Genomic DNA, 19,234 nt, shown 5'->3' on the forward strand with positions numbered 1-19,234 from the left:
TACCAACCAGCATCCGCCTGTCCCCGCCCCGGTTCAAATCACCGGGCCCGCGGCCGGGCGGCGGGGGCCGGAACCCGAGACGGCCGAAGCCCTCATCAGGTCGCTCCGGCGCCCCGCTCTTCCCTGATCTGCTCGACGACACGGGCGGCGGTGCGCCGGACGGCCTCCGTCTCGTTGAGGAACCGCCAGTAGTCGGGGTGCCGGCCTTCCAACGCCGCTACGGCCCGGTCCAGCCGGGCGACCGCGTCGTCGAGCGGCCGGGCATGACGGGGGTCCGGGGTGTGACGGCCGGCCATGGCGAGCCGCTGGGCGTCCCGTACGGCGAACCGGGTGCGGTCGATCTCCTGCTGCGGATCCTTGGCGACCGCGTTGAGCCGCTGGAGCCGGTCACCGGCCGCGGAGACGGCTTCGTCGGTGGTGTTGAGCAGGGCGCGCACGGTCCCGAGGAGGGCCGTCGCATCGGCCCAGCGCTGTTCGTCACGGGCCTTGCCCGCTTCCTTCAGCTTCTCCTCCGCCTGGCGCACACTGTCTGCGGCCTGCTCGGGAACGGGCTGGAGGTCCTGCCAGCAGGCGGCGGAGAAACGCCGCCGCAACTCGCTGAGGACCGGCTCGACCGATCCGGCACGGGTGGTGAGGGCCTGGGCACGGGTACGGAGGGAGACCAGGCGCCTGTCGATCTCCTCGGCGCGCTGGGGGAGCCGCTCCGCCTCGGCCCGTACGGCTTCGGCGTCGCGCAGGACGCGGTCGGCCCGCTGGAGGGTCTCGGCGACTCCGTGCTGTCCGGCGCCCTGGTTGAGCCTGGTCAGCTCGGGGCCGAGGGCGGCCAGCCGGGCGGCGAGGTCGTCGGCCCGCATGCCGGAGCCGCGCGCCGTGTCGAGAGCGTTGCTCGCGGCGAGGAGCGCCGCCCGCGCCCGCTCCACGGCGGGTGCGAGCCGGGCGAGCTGGGTCTCCGCCTTGTCGAGCAGCGGCCCGAGCCCGTCCCCGAACCGGTCCAGCTCCGCCTTCACCCGTACCAGCTCGTCCTTGGCCCGGTTCAGCTCACCCCGCGCGCGGGAGGCGACGGACGCCTCCAGATCGTCGCGGTCGAGGTCATGCGTGTCCACCGCGGTGATGTACGTCTGGCTCGCCTCGTCGATCCGCCGTCCGAGCGCCGCGAACCCGTCCACGGCCCGGCGCGCCTCCGGCGAACTGTCCACCGCCGTGATCGTCTCGATCGAGATCCGCAGATCCCGCTGGGCGGTGTCCAACTCGTAGAAAGCCGCGGCGGCGGCGTCCTTCGCCGCCTGCGCGTCGGCCCGCTGGCTCTCTCCCCGGCCGCCGAACCAGCGCCGGGTCCCGCCCCCGGGGAACGTCCCCGACAACGTGGCGACGAGCAACGGCACAGGCGACAGCACCAGTGCGAGGACATCCCGGACGGCACTCGCTTTCGCGCTTGCGTGCGGCCGCGTGTGTGTCGCCGTCACATCCCTCTCCCGTGCTGTGTCGCCGTACCCGGTTCATTCTCCCACCTGGTACCGACGAACACACGGGTCGAAAGGTTCGCGGTTCACCGATCTCCGTACGGCTGCCGGGCCCGCATGGCCCCTGCCCTCCGCGCTCCCGCGCGCCTGCTCCCCTCCCACTCCGGGCCGTTCAACGCCCCGCCGGGGCCGCGCCCGCCGCCCGCCCCGCTCCGTGCCGCCCCACGCGCTGCGTGGTCAGTGCCAGGCGTGGCACCTGGTCCGTACTCGCCCCCGCCTGGTCCGGTCTGTGCTCGGCCCCGGTCCGGTCCGATCCGGTCCGCGTCTACTCCGCGCCCCGTACGGTCACATCCCCGTTCTCGCTCCGGGCGATCACCACATGCGGGGCGGACTCGTCCCGTGGCACGTCCACGTCGACCGACCCGTTGTCGGTCTCCGCGGTGACGGCGTACGGAGCCTTCTCGCGAGCCAGCTCGACGGTGACCTTCCCGTTGTCGCTCGTGGCCTCGATCCGCTCGGCGGCGGTTCCCGCCTTCAGACCGATCCGTACCTTCCCGTTCTGCGAACTCGCCTTCAGGTGCCTCACCGTTACGTCATCGGTGGTCAGGCGGCCGTTGTCCGCCGCGAGATCCAGCTCTCCGGTGGTCTCCCGGACATCCACATCCCCGTTGCCCGACCGGATCTTCAACGGCTGCCCGAACCCGGACGCGGTGACGTCCCCGTTCTCACTGTTCACGCTGACGCTCACGTCCCGAGGCACCTTCACGGTGTGCCGCCCCTCGCAGTCACTCATGACCGCCTCGCACGACAGCCGCAGCGTGAGCTTGCCCCCCTCCAGCTTCCAGGACTTCTCCGGCCCGCTCCCCGCGAACACCCACCCGTCGACCTGCCGCGTCACCTCCACCTCCCGCACATCGGCCGGCACGATCTCCAGCACGGAGTTGTCCGAATCGATCTCCAGGCTCTTCCCCTCCAGCGCGAACGACTTCCGCTCCTGGGGAGCCTCGTCCGCGTTCGCACTCCCACACCCGGTGAGCGCGAGCAGCACCGCACCCCCACCCCCGATCAGCGCGAGCGCGCGCCCGGCACGCCTCCCCGCGGAACGCGAGCCCGCGGGAGCCGAGCCTGTGGCATGCGTACCGGTGCGACGGGCGGTGCTCATGGTGATCGTTCCCTCTGCCGTGTCTGTCCCTGCTCGATCTGCGGGTGTGCCTTCACGCTATGGGCCGCCGGGCACCCCGTACGATCCGGTCGGCCACCGGTTCTGAGGTGGGGATATCCCCACCTTCCCCGCCCACCGAGCCCCAGCCCCGGGCCCGCAGGGCGGGGGAAGCGGGTTTGCGGGGCAGGGCCATCGGCCATGTAGGCTGTTCTCTCATCTACGGGTGCGTAGCTCAGCGGTAGAGCGCTGCCCTTACAAGGCAGATGTCGGCGGTTCGAAACCGTCCGCGCCCACGTGGCTGACCAGCAGCGGAGCCCCCTACCAAGATCGGTAGGGGGCTCCGCTGTGATCGTTTAGGAGAAATTTGGGAGATCAACTCCGGCAAGGAGCTATCCCGCCCCGGCGGGAACAATCGCCTGGCCGCGCCTCCAGCGCTCTTCCAGGCAGTCCAGACGATGCCGCCGCATCTCCGGCGTCACATGCTCGTACACGCCCTCAATGTCCTTCGGGACCCACCCCATTGTCGCGAACCGCAGAGCCCTGTCCACCCGGTCCTCCTTCATCCACGTGTCGTGCGTATGCCGCGCCCCGCGCATCGTGAACCCCGACAGGATCGGCACCCACGCCTCCCGGCCTGCAAACCCACGCTTCCGGGGTATCGCCTCCCGCCCGTCCGCCGCCGGCCTCAGTACCCGGCCGAAGTTCCCGCGCCGCCACCAGTCGCCGCTCGGTGTGGTGAACGGATGGTCGTACGGCCACGACTCGATGTGTGCGCCGATGAGCTTCACGAGGAACGGGGGCACGTCGATCTCCCGCGCGCTGTAATCGTTCTTCGGAGGGCCGAGGTACAGCTTCACGATGGCCGTGGGGACCTTGCGGCGCTTCGCCTTCCAGCCTTTCTCACGGCACACTTCCAGCCGCGCATCCTCCGCGGCGTGCCATGCCGCAAGTCCCTCGTCGTCCAGCTCGAACTCATCCTCGTGGAGAGCCCCGATGAGCGGGTCAATGCGGATGACGTGACGGGTGAACTGCCGTCCGCCCGCTCGATCCACTCGCTTGATCAGGCAGTTGTCCTTGTGAAGCCCGGTCAACTCGCCCCACCGCGGCCCCAGGTAGCAGTCGGCCAGTGCCATCAGGCCGTGCACGCCACCGAGCCGCTGGTACAGGAGGTGCGCCTCGTCCGGCTGGGCCCAGACCTCTTCCTTGGCGGACGCGGGGGAGTGGCTGTTGATGGCAATCTTCCGCCCGTACAGCTTGTTCGCGGCGATGTACCCGGCGTCCTCCGCACCGGTCAGGATGCTGCTCAAGAGACTGCGAGCCTGTCCGACCGTGACTGCGTCATGGGAACCGTGAGGCTTCGCGGCCTTCGTCGCCCACGCCTTCACCGTGAACACGTTGTTGACCTCTACCAGAGGCGTGAACTCGAAGGCGGGCAGAAGGATCTTGTCGAGGAGATGTCGACGCTTGGTGACGGTACCGGGTCGCGGTTTGTTCGCGCCCTTCCAGATCTCGACCCATTCGCCGAAATTGGTCTGAGCCTTTGCGGGATCTATCCAGACGCCCGCGCTTATCGCGGCCTCCTGCGCATTCCCCCAGTTCTCTGCGATCTTCTTGGTGGGGAATCCGGGCTCGCTGCCGTACGTTCCGTCTGGCAGTTTGTACCGGGCGCGCCAAGTGAATTGCTTGGTCTGTTTCCCGTTTTTGACCTTGAAGACTTTTTCGGCGTAGGCCATGGATCATCCTCCGTCGCGTCGCCTCCATGTCTCGGCTCGCCAGACGAGGTGGTCCTCCCACGCCTGCGCACCTGCGGAGGTGATCGCGTACTCATCGAAAAGTATGGTGACAGCGTCGAGATCGTCCTCGATCAGGACCCGCGTGCCTGGGGGCAGAGACACCCGCAGGACCTGGATTTTGGGCGGGGCCACGGCTTCCAGTCGACCCCTGTTGGCCTGCGCCCACCGCTGTGCCTCGATGGTGAACGCGGCGGAGACGTCGTCGGCTGTGGCGGCTGGCATGTCGTCGGGATTGAATGTGGCGACCATTTCGGAAAGGACCCAATTCCGGTCTGCCGTCATGATGTATCTGTCGTCCACGGCCAGTGACCCGGACGGCACCCTGTGGTCGCGCAGCACTATCACGCGCATAGCCAGCCCCCTCTATGCAAGGTGGCCCCCTCGATGAGGGAAACATGCAACCACAGTGTGCGCGGATTGTGCAGGGGCTGCACCAAAATGACGAACGATCAACTCCCTTCGGGCGGCTCTTCATTCTCCAACTGCCTTAGCACGCGCCGACGTTGACGCCATGCGCGCATGAATTCCTTGATCTCGTCAGCCGAGGCCCCCTCCGGGCCGATTGCCACGACGACGATGCGGCTCGACCCGTCCTCGGTGAGGTCGTAGACCCCGTGGTCGAGGATCTCGCCCTCGGACAGCTCGGCACGAAGCACAGCAGGCAGTCGAGGCTCCGCGACCGCCGCCCCCTCTTCGGCCGGCGCTTCCGAGACGTAGACCGGATCCCCGCCGACGAGCACGGCCTCAGTGGATCCATCAGCCCACCCGACGATGCGTGCGTAGCTGCGCATCGTGCCGGTGATCTTGGCGCGGTCGTCGCCCCGCTCGATGGACTGGATGGGTGTGCGGGTGACGCCGATACGTTCCGCGATCTGCACCTGAGTCAGGCTGATCGCGTCGCGCGCAGCGGCCAGCTTCCGCCCGAGCCGTACCCAGTCCTTGGTCATGGCTCACCATCATGCCTCACCTACATGCAACCGGGGAGCCGACATCCGGCCTTGTGACCAGCCGGTTTGGCTCACAAAGCGTGCCTGATGGTTGCACGCGTGCCACTCCAGTACGCCCGACCGCACCCGTAAAGCTCTGAAAGAGTGCCCCTAAAGCGCTCCAAGTGCTTGCGCGATGCTCTCTGCGAGGCTAGCTTCAGAGCGTGAAACCGAACGGCACTGCAATCAGGGCACTCCGTACGGCTCGGAAAACGGGCCTGCGCGCTCTCTCTCGGCACACCGGGCTCGATCGGGGCTATCTGTCCCGGCTCGAACGCGGGCTCGCCGGAGCCAGCGATCGGACCGTAGAGCGCATCGCTCACGCCCTCGAAGTGCCGGTCGCAGCCATCACCCATGAGGAGATCCCGTGAGCAACAGCCCGACGGCGCTGGAGCCGGTTCTGTCGGCCGCCGAGGCGGAAGAGCGCCATTACACGCCGGAAGAGGCAGCCGCGCTGCGCCTGGTCCCGATCGGCGCGCGAATGATCCGCAAGCTCGCCTACGCCCGGCAGATCCCGCACGTGAACAACCGCAAGGCGATCACGCTCCAGCTCCGGCACTGCCGAGCCATCAACGAGATGTACCAGGTCGAGCCGTTCACGAAGCCCGCCGCCTGACGTAGTTCGGAGCCGCCCGGACCTGCCCGTCCGCAGCGACCCCTGCGCATCACCCACCCCATCCGATCCACATCCGATCGAGAGGAGGGGGACGCATGTCCCCATCATCCCCTGAGCCGCGCGAGGTCGTGAAGCTCGACCTGTCCGCCGGTTCGATTCACACGGTCCTGGTCGACGGGCAGCCGCACGTCGTGCTGCGCCCCGCCGTCGAGGACCTCGGGCTGGACTACTCCACCCAGCTCGCGAAGCTGCGGAAGCGGTCGTGGGCAGTCGTGGGTCAGAGCCCCACAACTGGTGCCGACGGCAAGACGTACGAGATGAAGGTCGTCCCGGTCCGTACGTTCCTGATGCTGCTGGCGACGATCAACGAGAACCGCGTCGCCGAGTCCGTCCGCCCGACCCTGGTCGCGTTCCAGAACGAGACTGCGGACGCGATCGAGGCGTACTGGACGCGGGGCGGTGCGATCAACCCGCGCGCCGGCGTCGAGGAGATCGCGGAGCTGCGGCACCAGCTGGACGACGCGGAGCGTGCGCGTACGGCTGAGGCCCGCCTGTCGGCGATGGGCGTGGCGAAGCAGTTCGGCCTCGTGAACCCGTCGTACATCGAGGCGATGGCCCGGCATGAGCTGGCGCGGATGACCGGTACGGAGCCGGACATCGACCCGCTGGACGTGACGATCACCTGTGAGGACTTCCTGACCGAGGCCGGTGTCTCGAAGGGTCAGATGCGGTCGGCGCGGACCCGGCTGGGGAAGACGGTGGCGGCGCTGTATCGGGCTCGGTATGAGCGGGACCCGCAGAAGATCAGCCGTCCGGTCGACGGGGTGTTCCGGGACGTGGCCGTGTACACGCAGCGCGACGTCGATCTGTTCGACAAGGCGTGGTCGGAGCTCGCGCGGCATTACGACGTGCAGTCCGTGATCGCGCTGGGCGGTGTGGCATGACGACGCCGATTGAGCTGTCGTTCGTGGAGGCCGAGCGGCTGCGGGTTCGTGGCCGTCAGGCTGTCGAGACGGAGAGCTGCGTGTACGGCCTGCCGATCCCGGGCCTGACCGCTGACTACGACGCGGTCCGTATCCGCTCCACCGACACCGGGGTGCTGGCCAGGTGGCTGGAGGTGCGCGGCGGCACGGTCACCGTCACCGAGGCAGGCGACAGGTTCCAGGTGTGGACGCTGCGCACCGGGACGCTCGCCGAGCCGGGGTGGCCGTCGGTGCTGGTGCTGGTCTCCGTACTGGTGCCGTGGGATGAGCCGGTGCTGGAGGAGATCCGCGACGCGATGTCCGCTGCCGCTGCTGCTGAGGGGGTGGCGGTGTGAGCACGCTGAAGGATCAGGCTGCCGCCGTCCACGTTCTGTCGCGGCTAGTGGAGGCGTACCCGTATCTGCCGGGCGGGTCTCTCCACATCTCGGAGGTCTATCCGGACCGGGTGTCCGTGATGGTCGAGCTGGAGGGCCTGGAGGCGTGGCGGACGGCGCTGCGCGTGGCTCCGGAGGACGTCAGGCCGGGGACCTCCGCCGACGTCCGTCCGCACTTGGAGATCTCCGCGCCGGTGGACGGTGTGACCGTCTCCGTGTGGGCGATGGGTGTGCCGTATGCCGAGGCTGCGGGCGGTGTGTCGTGAGTACCCGGATCAGCGAGTGCGGCTACTGCGGCGAGACGCAGTTCACCGGCTGGTACAGCAAGAGTGCCCCGCGCGACCGGTACGGGCGTATCGATCGCGACTACCTCGACAGCGAGCCCGTTGCGTACTGCTCGGAGGAGCACCGCGACGCGGCGGACAGCGAGCGTGCGTCGCGTGAGGAGACGGCGCGCGCCGTGGAGGCTCAGGGTGCGCTGCCGGTGCCGTTGGGGCACGCGGGCCCGGGGGACGGGCCGCGCCGTACGCCTGCCGAGGTCCGCCTGGATGAGTATCTGAGCCGTCCGGTGGTTCGTCGTGGCTGCGGCTGCATGACCTCGGTGGCGCTCGGTCAGATCGCGGTCGAACTGCGGGCCGAGCTGGAGCGTCTGCGGGCTCGGGTGGCTGAACTTCGGGCGCATGCCGATTTCCGGATGCGGGACATTCAGCGTCTGCGGGACCGGGTGGCGCAGTTCGAGTCCCTCGATCTCGGTGCTGTCGATGGCAGGGTCTCGGCGGTGTGTTCCGACGGGGCGCACCCGACGTGGCTGCGGGCGGTCGACGACCGGCGGGGCTGCCCGTGGTGCCGGGTGTCCGAGCTGGAGGCGTTGACGCCCACGCCGATCCAGACGTGCCGGGCATGCGGTGCGGGCTACTACTACGGCAAGCCGTGCTCGGTGTGCACCTACAAGGCGCAGGTCGCCGCCGCCGTGGCCCGCGCGGATGAGTTCGGCGAGCTGAAGGCGGACGCTGCTCGGCTGGAGGCTCGGGCGGCTGGGGAGACGGAGACGGATCCGGGGCGGCGGGCCGCGCGACGGATGCTCGCTGACCGGCAGTCCGGGCCGGTGGCGCTCGTCGAGCCGCAGGGGTGCGGAGTGTGCGGCATCCCCAAGCGGGGGCACGCCCGGCAGTGGACGGAGGCCGCCGGGACGCACTCCTGGCAGCAGCCCACGGACGACCAAGTCCTGACCCGGATGCGGGCCCGCCGTGCTGCGCGCAAGGGCGGTGAGCCGTCGTGAGCGTTGTTCGTGACCAGCTCCTGAGCCTGCTCCTCGCCTCGGCTGACCGGCACGCCCTCCCTCTGACCGTACGGCAGGTGCGCGCTCTCGCGGACGACGTGGCGGCCGAGTTCACCCCGCCCGCCGAGGTGCCCGCGCTGAGCCAGCGGCAGATGGCGGTGCTCGCCGGGATCGCTGCCGGTGAGTCCGTGGCTGAGACGGCGCGCCGCTTGGTCGTGTCGGAGTCGACGGTGAAATCCCATCGGGTGGCGCTGTACCGGGTGCTGGGTGTGGGTGCGGCTGGTGAGGCGGTGGCGCGGGCGGTCCGGTCCGGGCTGCTGCACATGCCGGTACCGGCGGGTGAGTCGTCGTGATGCATGCCGCGCTGTGGATTGTCGTGGCGGTGCTGCTGCTCGCCGCCGTCCGGGTGGCGATCGACCGGCTGCCGTCGCGCCCGGTCGACCCGGAGCCTCCTGCCAAGCCGGTGCTGGCGACGTGCATGCAGTGCCCGCGCCCGGTGCCGCCCGGCACGACCTGGTGCAGCTTTGTCTGCCGCTCGTACGACGACCGACACGACGACTCCCACCCCGGCGGTGACCGCGATGCCTGACCGCACCGACTACCTGCCCGATCCGGCTGAGGAGATGACGGCCGCCTGGGAGCAGGCGATGGCGGAGGACGGCCTGTGGGCTGCTCCGGGCCGCTGGCGCGCCACCCGTCCCACCACCGTTCCGGGCTCCGTGCCCGACACCGAGCCCCGGAGGGCCGCCGCATGACCGCCCGAGACGACCTGTACGCAGCGCTGGAGAAAGCCCGTCAGTACGCTGCCGACGCACTCGCCACGCCCGGTACACCCTTCCCGACGTGGCGGGTGATCATCACCGACAGCGAGTCCCCGGACGGCATCGCCCCCGTGTGCACCGCCCCCGGATCCCTGCACATGATCGACAGCCCGGACGATCCGGTCCGCGACGAGGGCGGCGTCTACGACTGCTGCCCCTGGCCGCAGATCGAGACGTGGTCGGTGCCGCTGGCCGCCTATCTGGTCGCGCTGCTGAACGCGGACGTCCCGTCGCAGCCGACCCGCGCCGATGTCCTGCGCGAGGCCGAGGCCCGGCTCCGCGCTCGGGCTGGGGAGCTGTCCGACCTTGCCGACGAGCGGATGAGCCGGGCCCTGGAGGAGCGGGCGCAGGAGTGGCACGACGCCGCCAACACCGTCGCCGCCCTGGCCGCCGAGCCCACCCCGCAGCCCGAGAACGGCCCGGAGCCGGAGGCCAGCCTCGACCGGCTCGCCGCCTGGATGCGACGGAGCCAGCACTGGCGGGGCGACCGGCTCGTCTCCGAACGGACGATCGGCCAGCGTGAGATCCGGCACCTGACCGGGATCCCGCTCACGAAGCCCGCTGAGCACGAGTACCAGTTCTGCGGCGCCGATCTGGGCCGTATGGAGTGGCCGTTCACCTGCTACCGGAGGGTGGCGCACGACGGCCCGTGCGGGCCGGTCCCGGACGAGGACCTGCCGCCCCGACCTGAGGCAGTCGTGCCCGCGCCGGGCACCCCGACAGGCGGTGACACCGCATGACGCCCCTGCTGCTCGACCTGTTCTCCTGCGCCGGCGGGGCCGCGGTGGGCTACCACCGGGCCGGTTTCGACGTCCACGGCTGCGACATCGCCCACCGCCCCCGCTACCCCTTCCCCTACCACCGGGGCGACGCCCTCGAACACCTCGCCCACCTGATCACCACCGGAGAGATCCGCCGGTACCGGCTCGTCCACGCGTCCCCGCCCTGCCAGCACGGATGCGCGCTCACCGTGGGCACCAACGCCTCCCAGGGATGGGGCGGTACGCACGTCGACCTCGTCGGCGCGACCCGGACCCTGCTGGACGCGACCGGTCTTCCGTACGTGATCGAGCAGCCGGGCGGCCGGGCCCCGATCCGCAAGGACCTGACCCTGTGCGGGGAACAGTTCGGGCTCGGAGTCCTGCGGCACCGCAACTTCGAGTTGGGCGGCTGGAGTACGGGGCAGCCGGCGCACCCCCGCCACCGGGGTCCTGTGCGCGGTTGGCGGCACGGTGCCTACCGCGACGGCCCCTACGTCGCCGCCTACGGAACCGGCGGCGGCAAGGCGACCGTCGCGGAGATGCAACAGGCCATGGGCATCGACTGGACCGACGTCCGCGAGGAACTCACCGAGGCGATCCCGCCCGCCTACACCGAGTGGATCGGGACGGCGTTCCTGACCGCCCGGCAGGAGGTGGCCGTATGACGACGACACCGCTGGCCGGGACCACCACCGTCCCGGCCGCCGGCCGACGGGTCACCCCCACCGGCCGCCTCATGCCTGGGGGTGACGAGTGATCGGCTCCCGCCGCCTGCGCGCACTCCTCGCCGCACTCAACCGCCGCCACCAAGCCCGTGTTCCGGCCGCACCCGACAACCAGCCCGGCATCGACGTCCACACCCTGTGGACCTGCCGCCGGATCGCCGCCACACCACCCCGGAAGGACACATGATCGCCACCGGAAGCGACGAGTACAGCGAACGGCTCGCCGAGCGCATCGGCCAGTTCATCATCGACGCCGACAGCAACAGCGCCCGCAGTCTCCAGAAGGCCATCGGCCCGTCCGAGGTAGGCGAGCCGTGCGAGCGGCAGCTCTCCTACAAGATCCTCGACTGGCCTGAAAGCAATACCGCACGGGATCCGATCGCGGCGATCATCGGCACCGGGTTCCACATGTGGATCGGCGAGAAGTTCGAAGCCCGCAACGAGTCGCTCGGCGGCAGCCGGTACAAGATCGAGGACCGGGTCACCGTCCGCGAGGGATACACCCCGCAGGCGACGCTCGCCGGGTCGGCGGACCTGTTCGACCGGATGCTCGCCGCGAACCTCGACTGGAAACTCGTCGGCCAGTCCTCCCTCGACAAGTACCGCCGCCAGGGCCCCGGGGACAAGTACCGCATCCAGGCCCACCTCTACGGCCTCGGCCAGGAGAACGCCGGCGAGACCGTGAACCGCGTCGTCATCGTCTTCATCGCCCGCTACCACGAGCTGCGCGTCCACGTCTGGTCCGAGCCGTACGACCGGACCATCGCCCTCGACGCGCTCGCCCGCCTCGACCGCATCCGAGACCGCGTCATGGACCTCGACCCGGAAGCCCACCCCCAGCGATGGGCCGACATCCCCACCCCGGAGAAGCCGAACTGCCGCTTCTGCCCCTGGCTCAAACCCGGCAGCACCGACCTCTCCCAAGGCTGCCCCGGAGCCCAGCCCGCGAACACGGGCGCCACCCTCCAGGCGTTGATCGCATGACTCTCGAAGAGCGCTTCTGGTCGAAGGTCAGCGGCGGCGATGTCGCGACCTGCTGGACATGGACTGCGGCCATCGCCCCGGACGGTTACGGCCGTTTCTGGGACGGCCGGCAGATGGCCATGGCCCACCGGATCGCTTTCGAGCTGATGCAGGCTCCGATCCCGGAGGGGCTGGTCCTTGACCACCTCTGCCGGACCACCACCTGCGTCAACCCCTGGCACCTGGAGCCGGTAGCGCACCAGGTGAACGTGGCCCGCGGGCACTTTCCGAACTCGGCGAAGACCACCTGCCCCCAGGGCCACCTCTACAGCGACGCGAATACCTATGTGTCGCCGCATGGACGACGGAACTGCCGGACCTGCAAGCGCAGCAAAGACGCCCGTCTCTACGCAGCCAAGAAGCACACCACCAAGGAGAAGCAGTCATGACCGTTCCCGCGCAGCACCAGGTCCCCAGTGCCGATGACTTTCTGATGGGCGGCGGCGTCACCTCCGCGAAGTTCCCCGCCATCGGCAACTCCGTCTCCGGGCGGATCACCGAGCGGCCCACCGTCGAGCAGCAGAAGGACTACACCACCGGCGAGGCCAAGTTCTGGGACGACGGATCGCCGCAGATGCAGCTCGTCGTCACCCTCGCCACCACCGAGCGCGACCCGGCCAACCCGGACGACGACGGGGCACGACGCCTCTACGTCAAGGGCCAGATGAAGACCGTGATCGCCCAGGCCGTCCGCGCCGCCGGAGCCCGCGGCCTGGAAGTCGGCGGCACCCTCACCGTCACCTACGTCCGCGACGGAGAGCGCAAGAACCCCCGCTTCAACGCACCGAAGAACTTCGACGCCACCTACACCCCCGCCGCCACCGTCGCGCTGAACACCCCCGACCCTGGTGTCCCGCAGGCGGCACCGGCGCAGCAGCAGTACACCGCGCCCCCCGCGCCTGCCCCGGCACCCGCCGCAACCGTCCCGGGTCTCACTGCGGAGCAGCTCCAGGCCGCCATGAACAACCCGGCGACCGCGGCACTGATCGCCCAGCAGCAAGCCGCAGCGGCTGCCCCGGGTGACGTCCCCGGGTTCTAACCCGCAATCCCCGCCTGTCGCCGCGCGCCCCTCCCTCCCCTGGCGCGGCGGCAGGCGGACCAACCAGCCCTCAGCAACACCGCCCGGGGCGGCCGGCCACCAGACCCCGCCCCGGGCGAGACACCCGTACCGCACGCGCAAGGAGAACCGTCATCTTGAGCGACACCACCCCGGACACCCTCGCCGCGGCACTCGCCCTGCACGCGGCCGGATGCTCCGTCGTCGCCGTCCGCACCGACGGATCCAAACGCCCTCAAGGCGCGTGGCAGCACCTCCAGACCACACGCCTCGAAGAACACCAGATCCACAGCCTCTTCGCCCACGGACACCCTGGGGTCGGTGTCATCTGCGGCGCTGTCTCCGGGGGACTGGAGATGCTGGAATTCGAAGGCCGCGCCGTCGACGAAGGAGTCCTCGACCAACTGGTCGAGATCCTCACCAACTCGGGCCTCGACCAGCTGTGGATGCGGATCGCCACCGGGTGGCTCGAACGCTCCCCCTCCGGCGGCCTCCACCTCCACTACCGCATCACTGGGGCCCCTGTCCCCGGGAACACCAAGCTCGCATCCCGCCCGGCCCGGGAGGACGAATACACCGAGGCGGAACGCGAACTCCTGGAGAAGCATCCGGGCAAGAAGATCATTCGAGGGCTCATCGAGACCCGCGGCGAAGGCGGCTTCGTTGTCACCGCGCCCTCGCACGGCCCGGTCCACGCCAGCGGCCGACCGTACGAACTCCTCGCCGGTGGCCCGGCGACGATGCCGACGATCAGCACCGACGAGCACAAGGCGCTGCACACCATCTGCCGCATGCTCAACACCGTCCCCACGGACGAGCCGCAGGCCACGACGCCTTCGGCACGCCCCGAACCCCTCGACGAGGCCGCGGCATTCCTCTTCTCCACCAACGACAGCCCCGCCACCGGCGGTATCACCCCCGGGGACGACTTCGAGCAGCGCACCGAATGGTCCGAAATCCTCGAACCCCACGGCTGGCGACGCCTCTTCACCAGCGGGCAGACCACCTACTGGCAGCGCCCCGGAAAGGACGGACGCGAACCCTCGGCAACCACCGGGCGCGCCATGGACCGCGACCGGCTCTACGTCTTCACCACGTCCACCGAGTTCGTTCCGGAACGCCCGTACACCAAGTTCGGTGCCCACACCCTCCTCAACCACGGAGGCGACCACACCGGCGCAGCGCGGGAGCTGCGCCGCCAGGGCTACGGAGCGCCCGCCCCGGAGCCCGTACGCCACCTCACCGCAGTACCCAGCCCGCGCCCGAGCACCGACGGAACGGCCGCCCTCAACATCGTCCAACACCCAGCCGCAGACCCCGACGGGCCGCAGACGTACACCCGCACCGACGACGGAAACGCACTCCGCCTCGTCGACGAACACGAGAGCGGCATCCGCTACTGCCCGCAGCGCAGTTGGCTCGTCTGGGACGGACACCGCTGGAAGTGGGACGAGACCGGAACTGTCTACGAACTGGCTCGCGTCATCGCCCGCGCACTGCCCAACGGCGAAGGAGAAGCGCAGCACCGGGCCCGCTCCCTGTCGGCCCGCGGCCTGGAATCCATGGTCAAGGTCGCCCGTACTGACCCCCGCATTGTCGCCCCGCTGGCCTCTCTCGACGCGAACCCCTGGGAACTCAATACACCGGCCGGGGTGGTCGACCTGCACACCGGGCAGCTCAGCGCCCCCGACCCGGCGTCGCTGCACACCCGCACCACCACGGTGGCCCCGGACTTCGAGAAGCCGGCCGAACGCTGGCTGAAGTTCCTCCACGACACGTTCCAAGGCGATTCCGAGACCATCACGTACGTTCAGCGACTCCTCGGAGTCTCACTCATCGGCACCGTGCTGGAGCAAATCCTGCCCTTCGCGTTCGGCGACGGAGCCAACGGGAAATCGACGCTCGCCGACACCGTCATGCGGATCATCGGAATCGGTGAGACGGGATACGCGATCTCCGCCCCGTCCGAGATGCTCCTCGCCTCTTCGCAGAACTCGCACCCGACCGAAATCGCTCGTCTCGCTGGCGCCCGCATGGTCGTCGCCTCGGAACTGGACGACGGTCAGCGGTTCGCCGAGGCCCGGATCAAACTCTTCACCGGACGCGACATCATCACCGGCCGGTTCATGCGCCAGGACTTCTTCTCCTTCGCACCCACCCACACCCTGTGGCTGCTCGGCAACCACAAGCCCGCAGTACGCACAGGTGGCCCCGCGTTCTGGCGACGCCTGCGCCTGGTGCCCTTCCTCCACACTGTCCCCGAGCACCTGCGAGACCCGCATCTCGAAGAGGTGCTCGTCGACGAGGAAGCCCCTTCCATCCTCGCGTGGCTGATCCGAGGAGCCGCGGACTACAACGCGCACGGGCTGAGCACGCCCGCGTCGGTCCAGGCCGCGACCGAGGCGTACCAGGGCGACCAGGACACCGTGGCCCGCTTTGTCGCCGACATGTGCACTCTCGGCACCCCTGGGGCCCTCGGAATGCAGACCCCCAGCGCTCACCTCCGCGGCGCCTACGAGACCTGGTGCCAGCAGGAAGGCGAAGAGAAGCCGGTCTCGGCGAAGAAGTTCGCTGCCCAGCTCCAGAAGCCACCGTTCAACGTCCAGTTGGACCGCAATAACCGCTGTCGATTCTTCGACGGCATCCGGCTCAACCAGGCGGTCACCGAAGACGACTCCGAAAGCAGGTGGTGAACGTGTCACGCCCTTTCCGATCCGTCACCCCGACCCGTCACCAGAACGACGCCGCAGAAGCCCTGAAGACCACGACCAAGAGTCACCAGCACCGGTGCCGTGACGCATCGGGCCCTATGAGTGACGCATTGAGTGACGCATTGAAACCAGCAAATCCGCAGGTGGTGACGCTTGTGACACTTGTGACGCGTTCTCCCGGGTTCCACCACCACGCGCACGCGCATGCGCCCACGAGCCGCTCATGCCGAACTACGCGTCACAAGCGTCACGCGTCACTCAATGCGTCACCAAGCACTTGGGGCGTCCGATGACCGGCCAGCGTCTCAACCCGGGTGTCGTGGCGAGGATCGCCGCCACCTCCGACCACGCGAGACCGGGCACCTGCCACCGCTGCGGCGCCCCGGTGATTACCGCGAGGGCCGGCCGTACCGCCGCGCTCGACGTGATCGCCGAACCGGAACCGCTCGACCCGATCGAAGAGATCCAGGCCCGCCTCGCCGGACGGCTCACCTGGTGCCTTGTCACCACCGCCCTCGGCACCCGCCGCATCGCCTGGCGCAACCCGGGCTTCACCCCGCATGACCGCCACCTGGTCCTCGCTGATCACGCCTGTCCGCCCCGACCTGTACAGGAGGCACTCCTGTGACCACCGCACCCGTCCAGCTCCGTCGCTTCACCCTCGCGCTACCCCCGGGGCTGCGGCTCCTCAACGCGAACCAGCGCGTCCATCACCGTGTCCGCGCCGAGATCACCAGCAGCATCCGCAACGCCGCGATGAACGCATGCTCCGAGACCCCGGACATGCGGGCCGCGCTCGTTCTCTCCGGGGACCAGCCTCTGATGCAGCGCGCCTATGTCCTCGGAGTGCTCCACCCTCCGTCACGGCGCAGAGCCGACCCGGCGAACTGGTACCCCAGCTTCAAGGCCGCGGTCGACGGGATCGTCGACGCCGGGGTGCTGGACGACGACGACCACACCCGCCTCGTCGGCCCCGACATGCGCATCGGCCCCGTCGCCAAAGGCGGCCGGATCGTCCTCCACATCCAGGAACTCACCCCGGAGCAGCACGCCGCGTTCCAGTGGACCGGACAGGCGGTCGCGTCGTGACCGGCCCGGCCGAGTGGAGTACGGACGCGCTGTGCGCCCGCACCGATCCCGAACTCTTCCACCCGAAATCCGGCGACCGGGGGCTCCCGGCCATGCGGATCTGCCGGGCATGCCCCGTCCGCGAACCCTGCCTCGACTACGCCCTCAAGCACCCCGAAGTCGGGGGTATCTGGGGCGGCCTTACCGCCCGCGCCCGCGGACGCATCCGCCAACAACAAGCCACGCGCCGCCACACCCCCTGAACCCGGTTCCACCAACCCGAAGGACACCCGATGCCCGACACGCCGTACACCGAGGACGACCTGCGAGCCGAGGCCGCCCGCCAGCACCGGGACCTCACCCGGGACCACGACGCCATGGGCGTCGGCGAGCAGATGGACGGCGAAAGCATTCCGTCCACCGTCATCGACCTGGAGCCCGAAACCGGAGAGCCCCTGGAGCTCTGCCGGGCCTGGAGCCACCTCACCGACGATGACTTCGACGCCGCCCAGCGCAGCATCCACGGCCTCATCACCGGCGCGGCCGACACGTCCGCATGGGCCATCGCGCTCGGCGCCACCGGACTCGCCCCCGGACCGTCCCTCGCCTACCAGTCCACAACCGCCGGCACGTACGACGTCGCCGTCCACGTCGCCACCGGCCCGCACCTGAGGGACGCCGCACGCGACGAGCTGCTCGCCGAACTGGCCGACGCCATCAGCGCCACCGTCACCCGCGTGCTGCGCACCACCGTCGTCGTCACCCGGACCGACTGAACCCGCCCCGCCGCGCCCGCTGTACGCCCGCCACAGCCCCGAACACCCGCACGACGCACCCAGCCGCCCCCGACACCGCCCACGCGCCCCACACAGGCGCACAGAGCCCCCAGACACCACAGCACTCAACCACCGTCAGGAGCGCCACATGGCCCGCCGCGAACCCACCATCCACAAGCCGCAGCTCATGGTCGCCTGCCCCGAATGCCGCAGCGTCCCCGGCGCCTGGTGCTACGGCAAGCGAGGCCAGCGCATGAAAGGCGTCCATCCCGAGCGTGCAGAGCTCTACCGCGACCAGCGCGACAACACCACCGAGGAGCCGACCCGATGACCGGCAAGGACGCCGCCAGCCTCCTGCTGAAGCGCAGCGATCAGCGCGTCACCCTGCTGCGGGCTGCACTCGCCAAGCTGCGGGCCGGAACGGCAGCCTCCGCTCAGTCCCACCAGCGGCTCGCCGCCCTGCTCAACCCGCCCGCCACCGAGGAGCCCGCACGATGAGCGCGCCCGCCACCGCCCCGACGCCCGCCGACGAGCTGCGCGACGCCGCCCAGACCCTCCGGCAGCACGTCGCCATCGGCGCCTACACCGCGACCCCGACCGGAGCCGCACTCCTCCGCGCCCGCGAACCCCTCGCCCAGCTGCTCGACTTCACCGCCGACATCGCCAGCCTCTTCAGCCAACTCGCCGACGCCAAAGGCATCCCAGTCGACGACCCCCACCCCGACCCCGCCGTACGCCACGCCCTCACCGTCGCCCGCAATATCAACCGGAGCAGCACATGACCCAGCCCCAGGACGCAGCCCCCACCGCTGCCTACAGCGACGGCAAGGGCTACCTGCGCGTCTACTGCCTGCACTGCCCCCGCCCCACCGACGTGGACACGCCGCTCACGATCGACCAAATCGACCCCATGGAGTGCTGCACACAGTGCGGCCGTCACCTCGTCGACGTCGCCCGGGACACCGCACCCACCGCCACAGGCACCCGCCCCACCGCCAGCACCATCACCGCCGAGCAACTCGACCAGCTAGACCAGCTCATCACGACCCTCGAACACACCGCCGCCAGGAACAAGCAGCACACCGCCCACGCCGTCGCCGAGCTGGAGAAAACCACCGCCCGCGCCGAGCAGGCCGAAGCCGCCCTCGACCGCGTCCGCAACCTCCACCAGCCCGTCGACCACCGCGGAGCCCGCATCTGCACCGAATGCTCCAGCTACGACCCCACCAGCCAGACCACCGACAGCACACCCGTCGCCTACGACCAGTGCGCCACCCTCGCCGCGCTCAACCAGCCCAAGGACACCCCATGACCGACCAGATCTTCCGCTTCGAAGTCCCCGTAGACGACCAGTGGCACGACATCAGCGGATGCGGCACCCCACTGCACGTCGACTGCCGCGCCCCGCGCATCGTCGAGTTCTGGGCCTGGCGACGCGACGACCTGCCCGACCGCCGCCTCCGCGTCTTCGGCACCGGCGACCCCATCCCCGACGGCAGCCGGCACATCGGCACCGCGATCGCCCCCGGCGGCCAGCTCGTCTGGCACCTCCTCGAACAACGCTGAGGCAACCCAGACCCGCGAGCACCTGACCCCGCACACGACGACGGGGCGTCCCCACGATCTCCCCAGACCAGGA

General features: G+C 69.9%; 30 protein-coding genes and 1 tRNA gene. 26 read left to right on the forward strand and 5 right to left on the reverse strand.

Features of this window, described 5'->3' with window-relative positions:
- Positions 1-95: 95 nt before the first annotated feature.
- Complete coding sequence (locus ACWEFL_RS02515; protein WP_451706322.1) at positions 96-1,463, reverse strand: hypothetical protein; 1,368 nt, start codon at positions 1,461-1,463, stop codon at positions 96-98.
- 322 nt (positions 1,464-1,785) lie between these two features.
- Positions 1,786-2,622: a DUF4097 family beta strand repeat-containing protein gene (locus ACWEFL_RS02520; RefSeq protein ID WP_451706324.1), complete on the reverse strand. Its 837-nt coding sequence runs from the start codon at positions 2,620-2,622 to the stop codon at positions 1,786-1,788.
- 221 nt (positions 2,623-2,843) lie between these two features.
- On the opposite strand from ACWEFL_RS02520, the gene ACWEFL_RS02525 reads away from it, so the two are divergent.
- Positions 2,844-2,915 (forward strand) — tRNA-Val (locus ACWEFL_RS02525).
- Positions 2,916-3,011: 96 nt separating this feature from the next.
- Here ACWEFL_RS02525 and ACWEFL_RS02530 read toward each other — a convergent pair.
- The 3 genes from ACWEFL_RS02530 to ACWEFL_RS02540 form a co-directional block, all read right to left on the reverse strand.
- Positions 3,012-4,355: a hypothetical protein gene (locus tag ACWEFL_RS02530; RefSeq protein ID WP_451706326.1), complete on the reverse strand. Its 1,344-nt coding sequence runs from the start codon at positions 4,353-4,355 to the stop codon at positions 3,012-3,014.
- A 3-nt stretch (positions 4,356-4,358) separates the two neighbouring features.
- Positions 4,359-4,637, reverse strand: coding sequence for a hypothetical protein (locus ACWEFL_RS02535; protein WP_451706334.1), 279 nt, complete (start codon positions 4,635-4,637; stop codon positions 4,359-4,361).
- Positions 4,638-4,864: 227 nt separating this feature from the next.
- A complete protein-coding gene (locus ACWEFL_RS02540) occupies positions 4,865-5,362 on the reverse strand; it encodes a helix-turn-helix transcriptional regulator (RefSeq protein WP_451706337.1) in 498 nt (165 codons plus the stop codon).
- A 203-nt stretch (positions 5,363-5,565) separates the two neighbouring features.
- Here ACWEFL_RS02540 and ACWEFL_RS02545 point away from each other — a divergent pair, with 203 nt between their 5' ends.
- The 25 genes from ACWEFL_RS02545 (at position 5,566) to ACWEFL_RS02665 (ending at position 19,161) form a co-directional block, all read left to right on the forward strand.
- A complete protein-coding gene (locus tag ACWEFL_RS02545; RefSeq protein WP_451706338.1) occupies positions 5,566-5,772 on the forward strand; it encodes a helix-turn-helix domain-containing protein in 207 nt (68 codons plus the stop codon).
- Complete coding sequence (locus ACWEFL_RS02550; protein ID WP_451706341.1) at positions 5,769-6,017, forward strand: hypothetical protein; 249 nt, start codon at positions 5,769-5,771, stop codon at positions 6,015-6,017. The genes ACWEFL_RS02545 and ACWEFL_RS02550 overlap by 4 nt, the downstream gene beginning before the upstream one ends.
- A gap of 95 nt (positions 6,018-6,112) precedes the next feature.
- Positions 6,113-6,961: a phage antirepressor N-terminal domain-containing protein gene (locus ACWEFL_RS02555; protein ID WP_451706344.1), complete on the forward strand. Its 849-nt coding sequence runs from the start codon at positions 6,113-6,115 to the stop codon at positions 6,959-6,961.
- Complete coding sequence (locus tag ACWEFL_RS02560; protein WP_451706346.1) at positions 6,958-7,335, forward strand: hypothetical protein; 378 nt, start codon at positions 6,958-6,960, stop codon at positions 7,333-7,335. The genes ACWEFL_RS02555 and ACWEFL_RS02560 overlap by 4 nt, the downstream gene beginning before the upstream one ends.
- Positions 7,332-7,640 (forward strand): hypothetical protein, encoded by a 309-nt coding sequence (locus tag ACWEFL_RS02565; protein ID WP_451706348.1) that lies wholly within the window; start codon positions 7,332-7,334, stop codon positions 7,638-7,640. The genes ACWEFL_RS02560 and ACWEFL_RS02565 overlap by 4 nt, the downstream gene beginning before the upstream one ends.
- A complete protein-coding gene (locus ACWEFL_RS02570; RefSeq protein ID WP_451706350.1) occupies positions 7,637-8,653 on the forward strand; it encodes a hypothetical protein in 1,017 nt (338 codons plus the stop codon). Before ACWEFL_RS02565 ends, ACWEFL_RS02570 begins: the two co-directional genes overlap by 4 nt.
- Positions 8,650-9,006 (forward strand): response regulator transcription factor, encoded by a 357-nt coding sequence (locus ACWEFL_RS02575; protein ID WP_451706351.1) that lies wholly within the window; start codon positions 8,650-8,652, stop codon positions 9,004-9,006. The genes ACWEFL_RS02570 and ACWEFL_RS02575 overlap by 4 nt, the downstream gene beginning before the upstream one ends.
- Positions 9,006-9,242: a hypothetical protein gene (locus ACWEFL_RS02580; protein WP_451706353.1), complete on the forward strand. Its 237-nt coding sequence runs from the start codon at positions 9,006-9,008 to the stop codon at positions 9,240-9,242. The genes ACWEFL_RS02575 and ACWEFL_RS02580 overlap by 1 nt, the downstream gene beginning before the upstream one ends.
- Positions 9,235-9,408, forward strand: a complete 174-nt coding sequence (locus ACWEFL_RS02585) for a hypothetical protein (RefSeq protein ID WP_451706354.1) — start codon at positions 9,235-9,237, stop codon at positions 9,406-9,408. Before ACWEFL_RS02580 ends, ACWEFL_RS02585 begins: the two co-directional genes overlap by 8 nt.
- Entirely contained in the window at positions 9,405-10,214 is an 810-nt protein-coding gene (locus ACWEFL_RS02590; protein WP_451706356.1) for a hypothetical protein, read from the forward strand. Before ACWEFL_RS02585 ends, ACWEFL_RS02590 begins: the two co-directional genes overlap by 4 nt.
- Positions 10,211-10,900, forward strand: coding sequence for a DNA methylase (locus tag ACWEFL_RS02595; RefSeq protein ID WP_451706358.1), 690 nt, complete (start codon positions 10,211-10,213; stop codon positions 10,898-10,900). Before ACWEFL_RS02590 ends, ACWEFL_RS02595 begins: the two co-directional genes overlap by 4 nt.
- Positions 10,901-10,988: 88 nt before the next feature.
- Positions 10,989-11,147, forward strand: a complete 159-nt coding sequence (locus tag ACWEFL_RS02600) for a hypothetical protein (RefSeq protein ID WP_451706360.1) — start codon at positions 10,989-10,991, stop codon at positions 11,145-11,147.
- Positions 11,144-11,944, forward strand: coding sequence for a hypothetical protein (locus ACWEFL_RS02605; protein ID WP_451706361.1), 801 nt, complete (start codon positions 11,144-11,146; stop codon positions 11,942-11,944). The genes ACWEFL_RS02600 and ACWEFL_RS02605 overlap by 4 nt, the downstream gene beginning before the upstream one ends.
- Positions 11,941-12,372: an HNH endonuclease signature motif containing protein gene (locus ACWEFL_RS02610; protein WP_451706362.1), complete on the forward strand. Its 432-nt coding sequence runs from the start codon at positions 11,941-11,943 to the stop codon at positions 12,370-12,372. The genes ACWEFL_RS02605 and ACWEFL_RS02610 overlap by 4 nt, the downstream gene beginning before the upstream one ends.
- Complete coding sequence (locus ACWEFL_RS02615; RefSeq protein ID WP_451706363.1) at positions 12,369-13,022, forward strand: hypothetical protein; 654 nt, start codon at positions 12,369-12,371, stop codon at positions 13,020-13,022. Before ACWEFL_RS02610 ends, ACWEFL_RS02615 begins: the two co-directional genes overlap by 4 nt.
- A 155-nt stretch (positions 13,023-13,177) precedes the next feature.
- Positions 13,178-15,733, forward strand: coding sequence for a phage/plasmid primase, P4 family (locus tag ACWEFL_RS02620; protein ID WP_451706364.1), 2,556 nt, complete (start codon positions 13,178-13,180; stop codon positions 15,731-15,733).
- A gap of 307 nt (positions 15,734-16,040) precedes the next feature.
- On the forward strand, positions 16,041-16,379 hold the full coding sequence (locus ACWEFL_RS02625; protein WP_451706366.1) for a hypothetical protein: 339 nt from the start codon (positions 16,041-16,043) through the stop codon (positions 16,377-16,379).
- Complete coding sequence (locus ACWEFL_RS02630; RefSeq protein WP_451706368.1) at positions 16,376-16,840, forward strand: hypothetical protein; 465 nt, start codon at positions 16,376-16,378, stop codon at positions 16,838-16,840. Before ACWEFL_RS02625 ends, ACWEFL_RS02630 begins: the two co-directional genes overlap by 4 nt.
- Positions 16,837-17,082, forward strand: a complete 246-nt coding sequence (locus ACWEFL_RS02635; protein ID WP_451706369.1) for a WhiB family transcriptional regulator — start codon at positions 16,837-16,839, stop codon at positions 17,080-17,082. The genes ACWEFL_RS02630 and ACWEFL_RS02635 overlap by 4 nt, the downstream gene beginning before the upstream one ends.
- Positions 17,083-17,112: 30 nt before the next feature.
- The gene (locus tag ACWEFL_RS02640) at positions 17,113-17,595 is read left to right on the forward strand and encodes a hypothetical protein (protein WP_451706371.1); all 483 of its coding nucleotides are present in this window, start codon (positions 17,113-17,115) and stop codon (positions 17,593-17,595) included.
- A 148-nt stretch (positions 17,596-17,743) separates the two neighbouring features.
- The gene (locus tag ACWEFL_RS02645) at positions 17,744-17,926 is read left to right on the forward strand and encodes a zinc finger domain-containing protein (protein ID WP_451706372.1); all 183 of its coding nucleotides are present in this window, start codon (positions 17,744-17,746) and stop codon (positions 17,924-17,926) included.
- Positions 17,923-18,093 (forward strand): hypothetical protein, encoded by a 171-nt coding sequence (locus ACWEFL_RS02650; RefSeq protein ID WP_451706374.1) that lies wholly within the window; start codon positions 17,923-17,925, stop codon positions 18,091-18,093. The genes ACWEFL_RS02645 and ACWEFL_RS02650 overlap by 4 nt, the downstream gene beginning before the upstream one ends.
- Positions 18,090-18,377, forward strand: a complete 288-nt coding sequence (locus ACWEFL_RS02655) for a hypothetical protein (RefSeq protein WP_451706376.1) — start codon at positions 18,090-18,092, stop codon at positions 18,375-18,377. Before ACWEFL_RS02650 ends, ACWEFL_RS02655 begins: the two co-directional genes overlap by 4 nt.
- Entirely contained in the window at positions 18,374-18,907 is a 534-nt protein-coding gene (locus ACWEFL_RS02660) for a hypothetical protein (protein ID WP_451706378.1), read from the forward strand. Before ACWEFL_RS02655 ends, ACWEFL_RS02660 begins: the two co-directional genes overlap by 4 nt.
- Entirely contained in the window at positions 18,904-19,161 is a 258-nt protein-coding gene (locus ACWEFL_RS02665) for a DUF7352 domain-containing protein (RefSeq protein WP_451706379.1), read from the forward strand. The genes ACWEFL_RS02660 and ACWEFL_RS02665 overlap by 4 nt, the downstream gene beginning before the upstream one ends.
- Positions 19,162-19,234: the final 73 nt, after the last annotated feature.

The sequence above is a fragment of the Streptomyces sp. NPDC004838 genome (genome assembly GCF_053600955.1).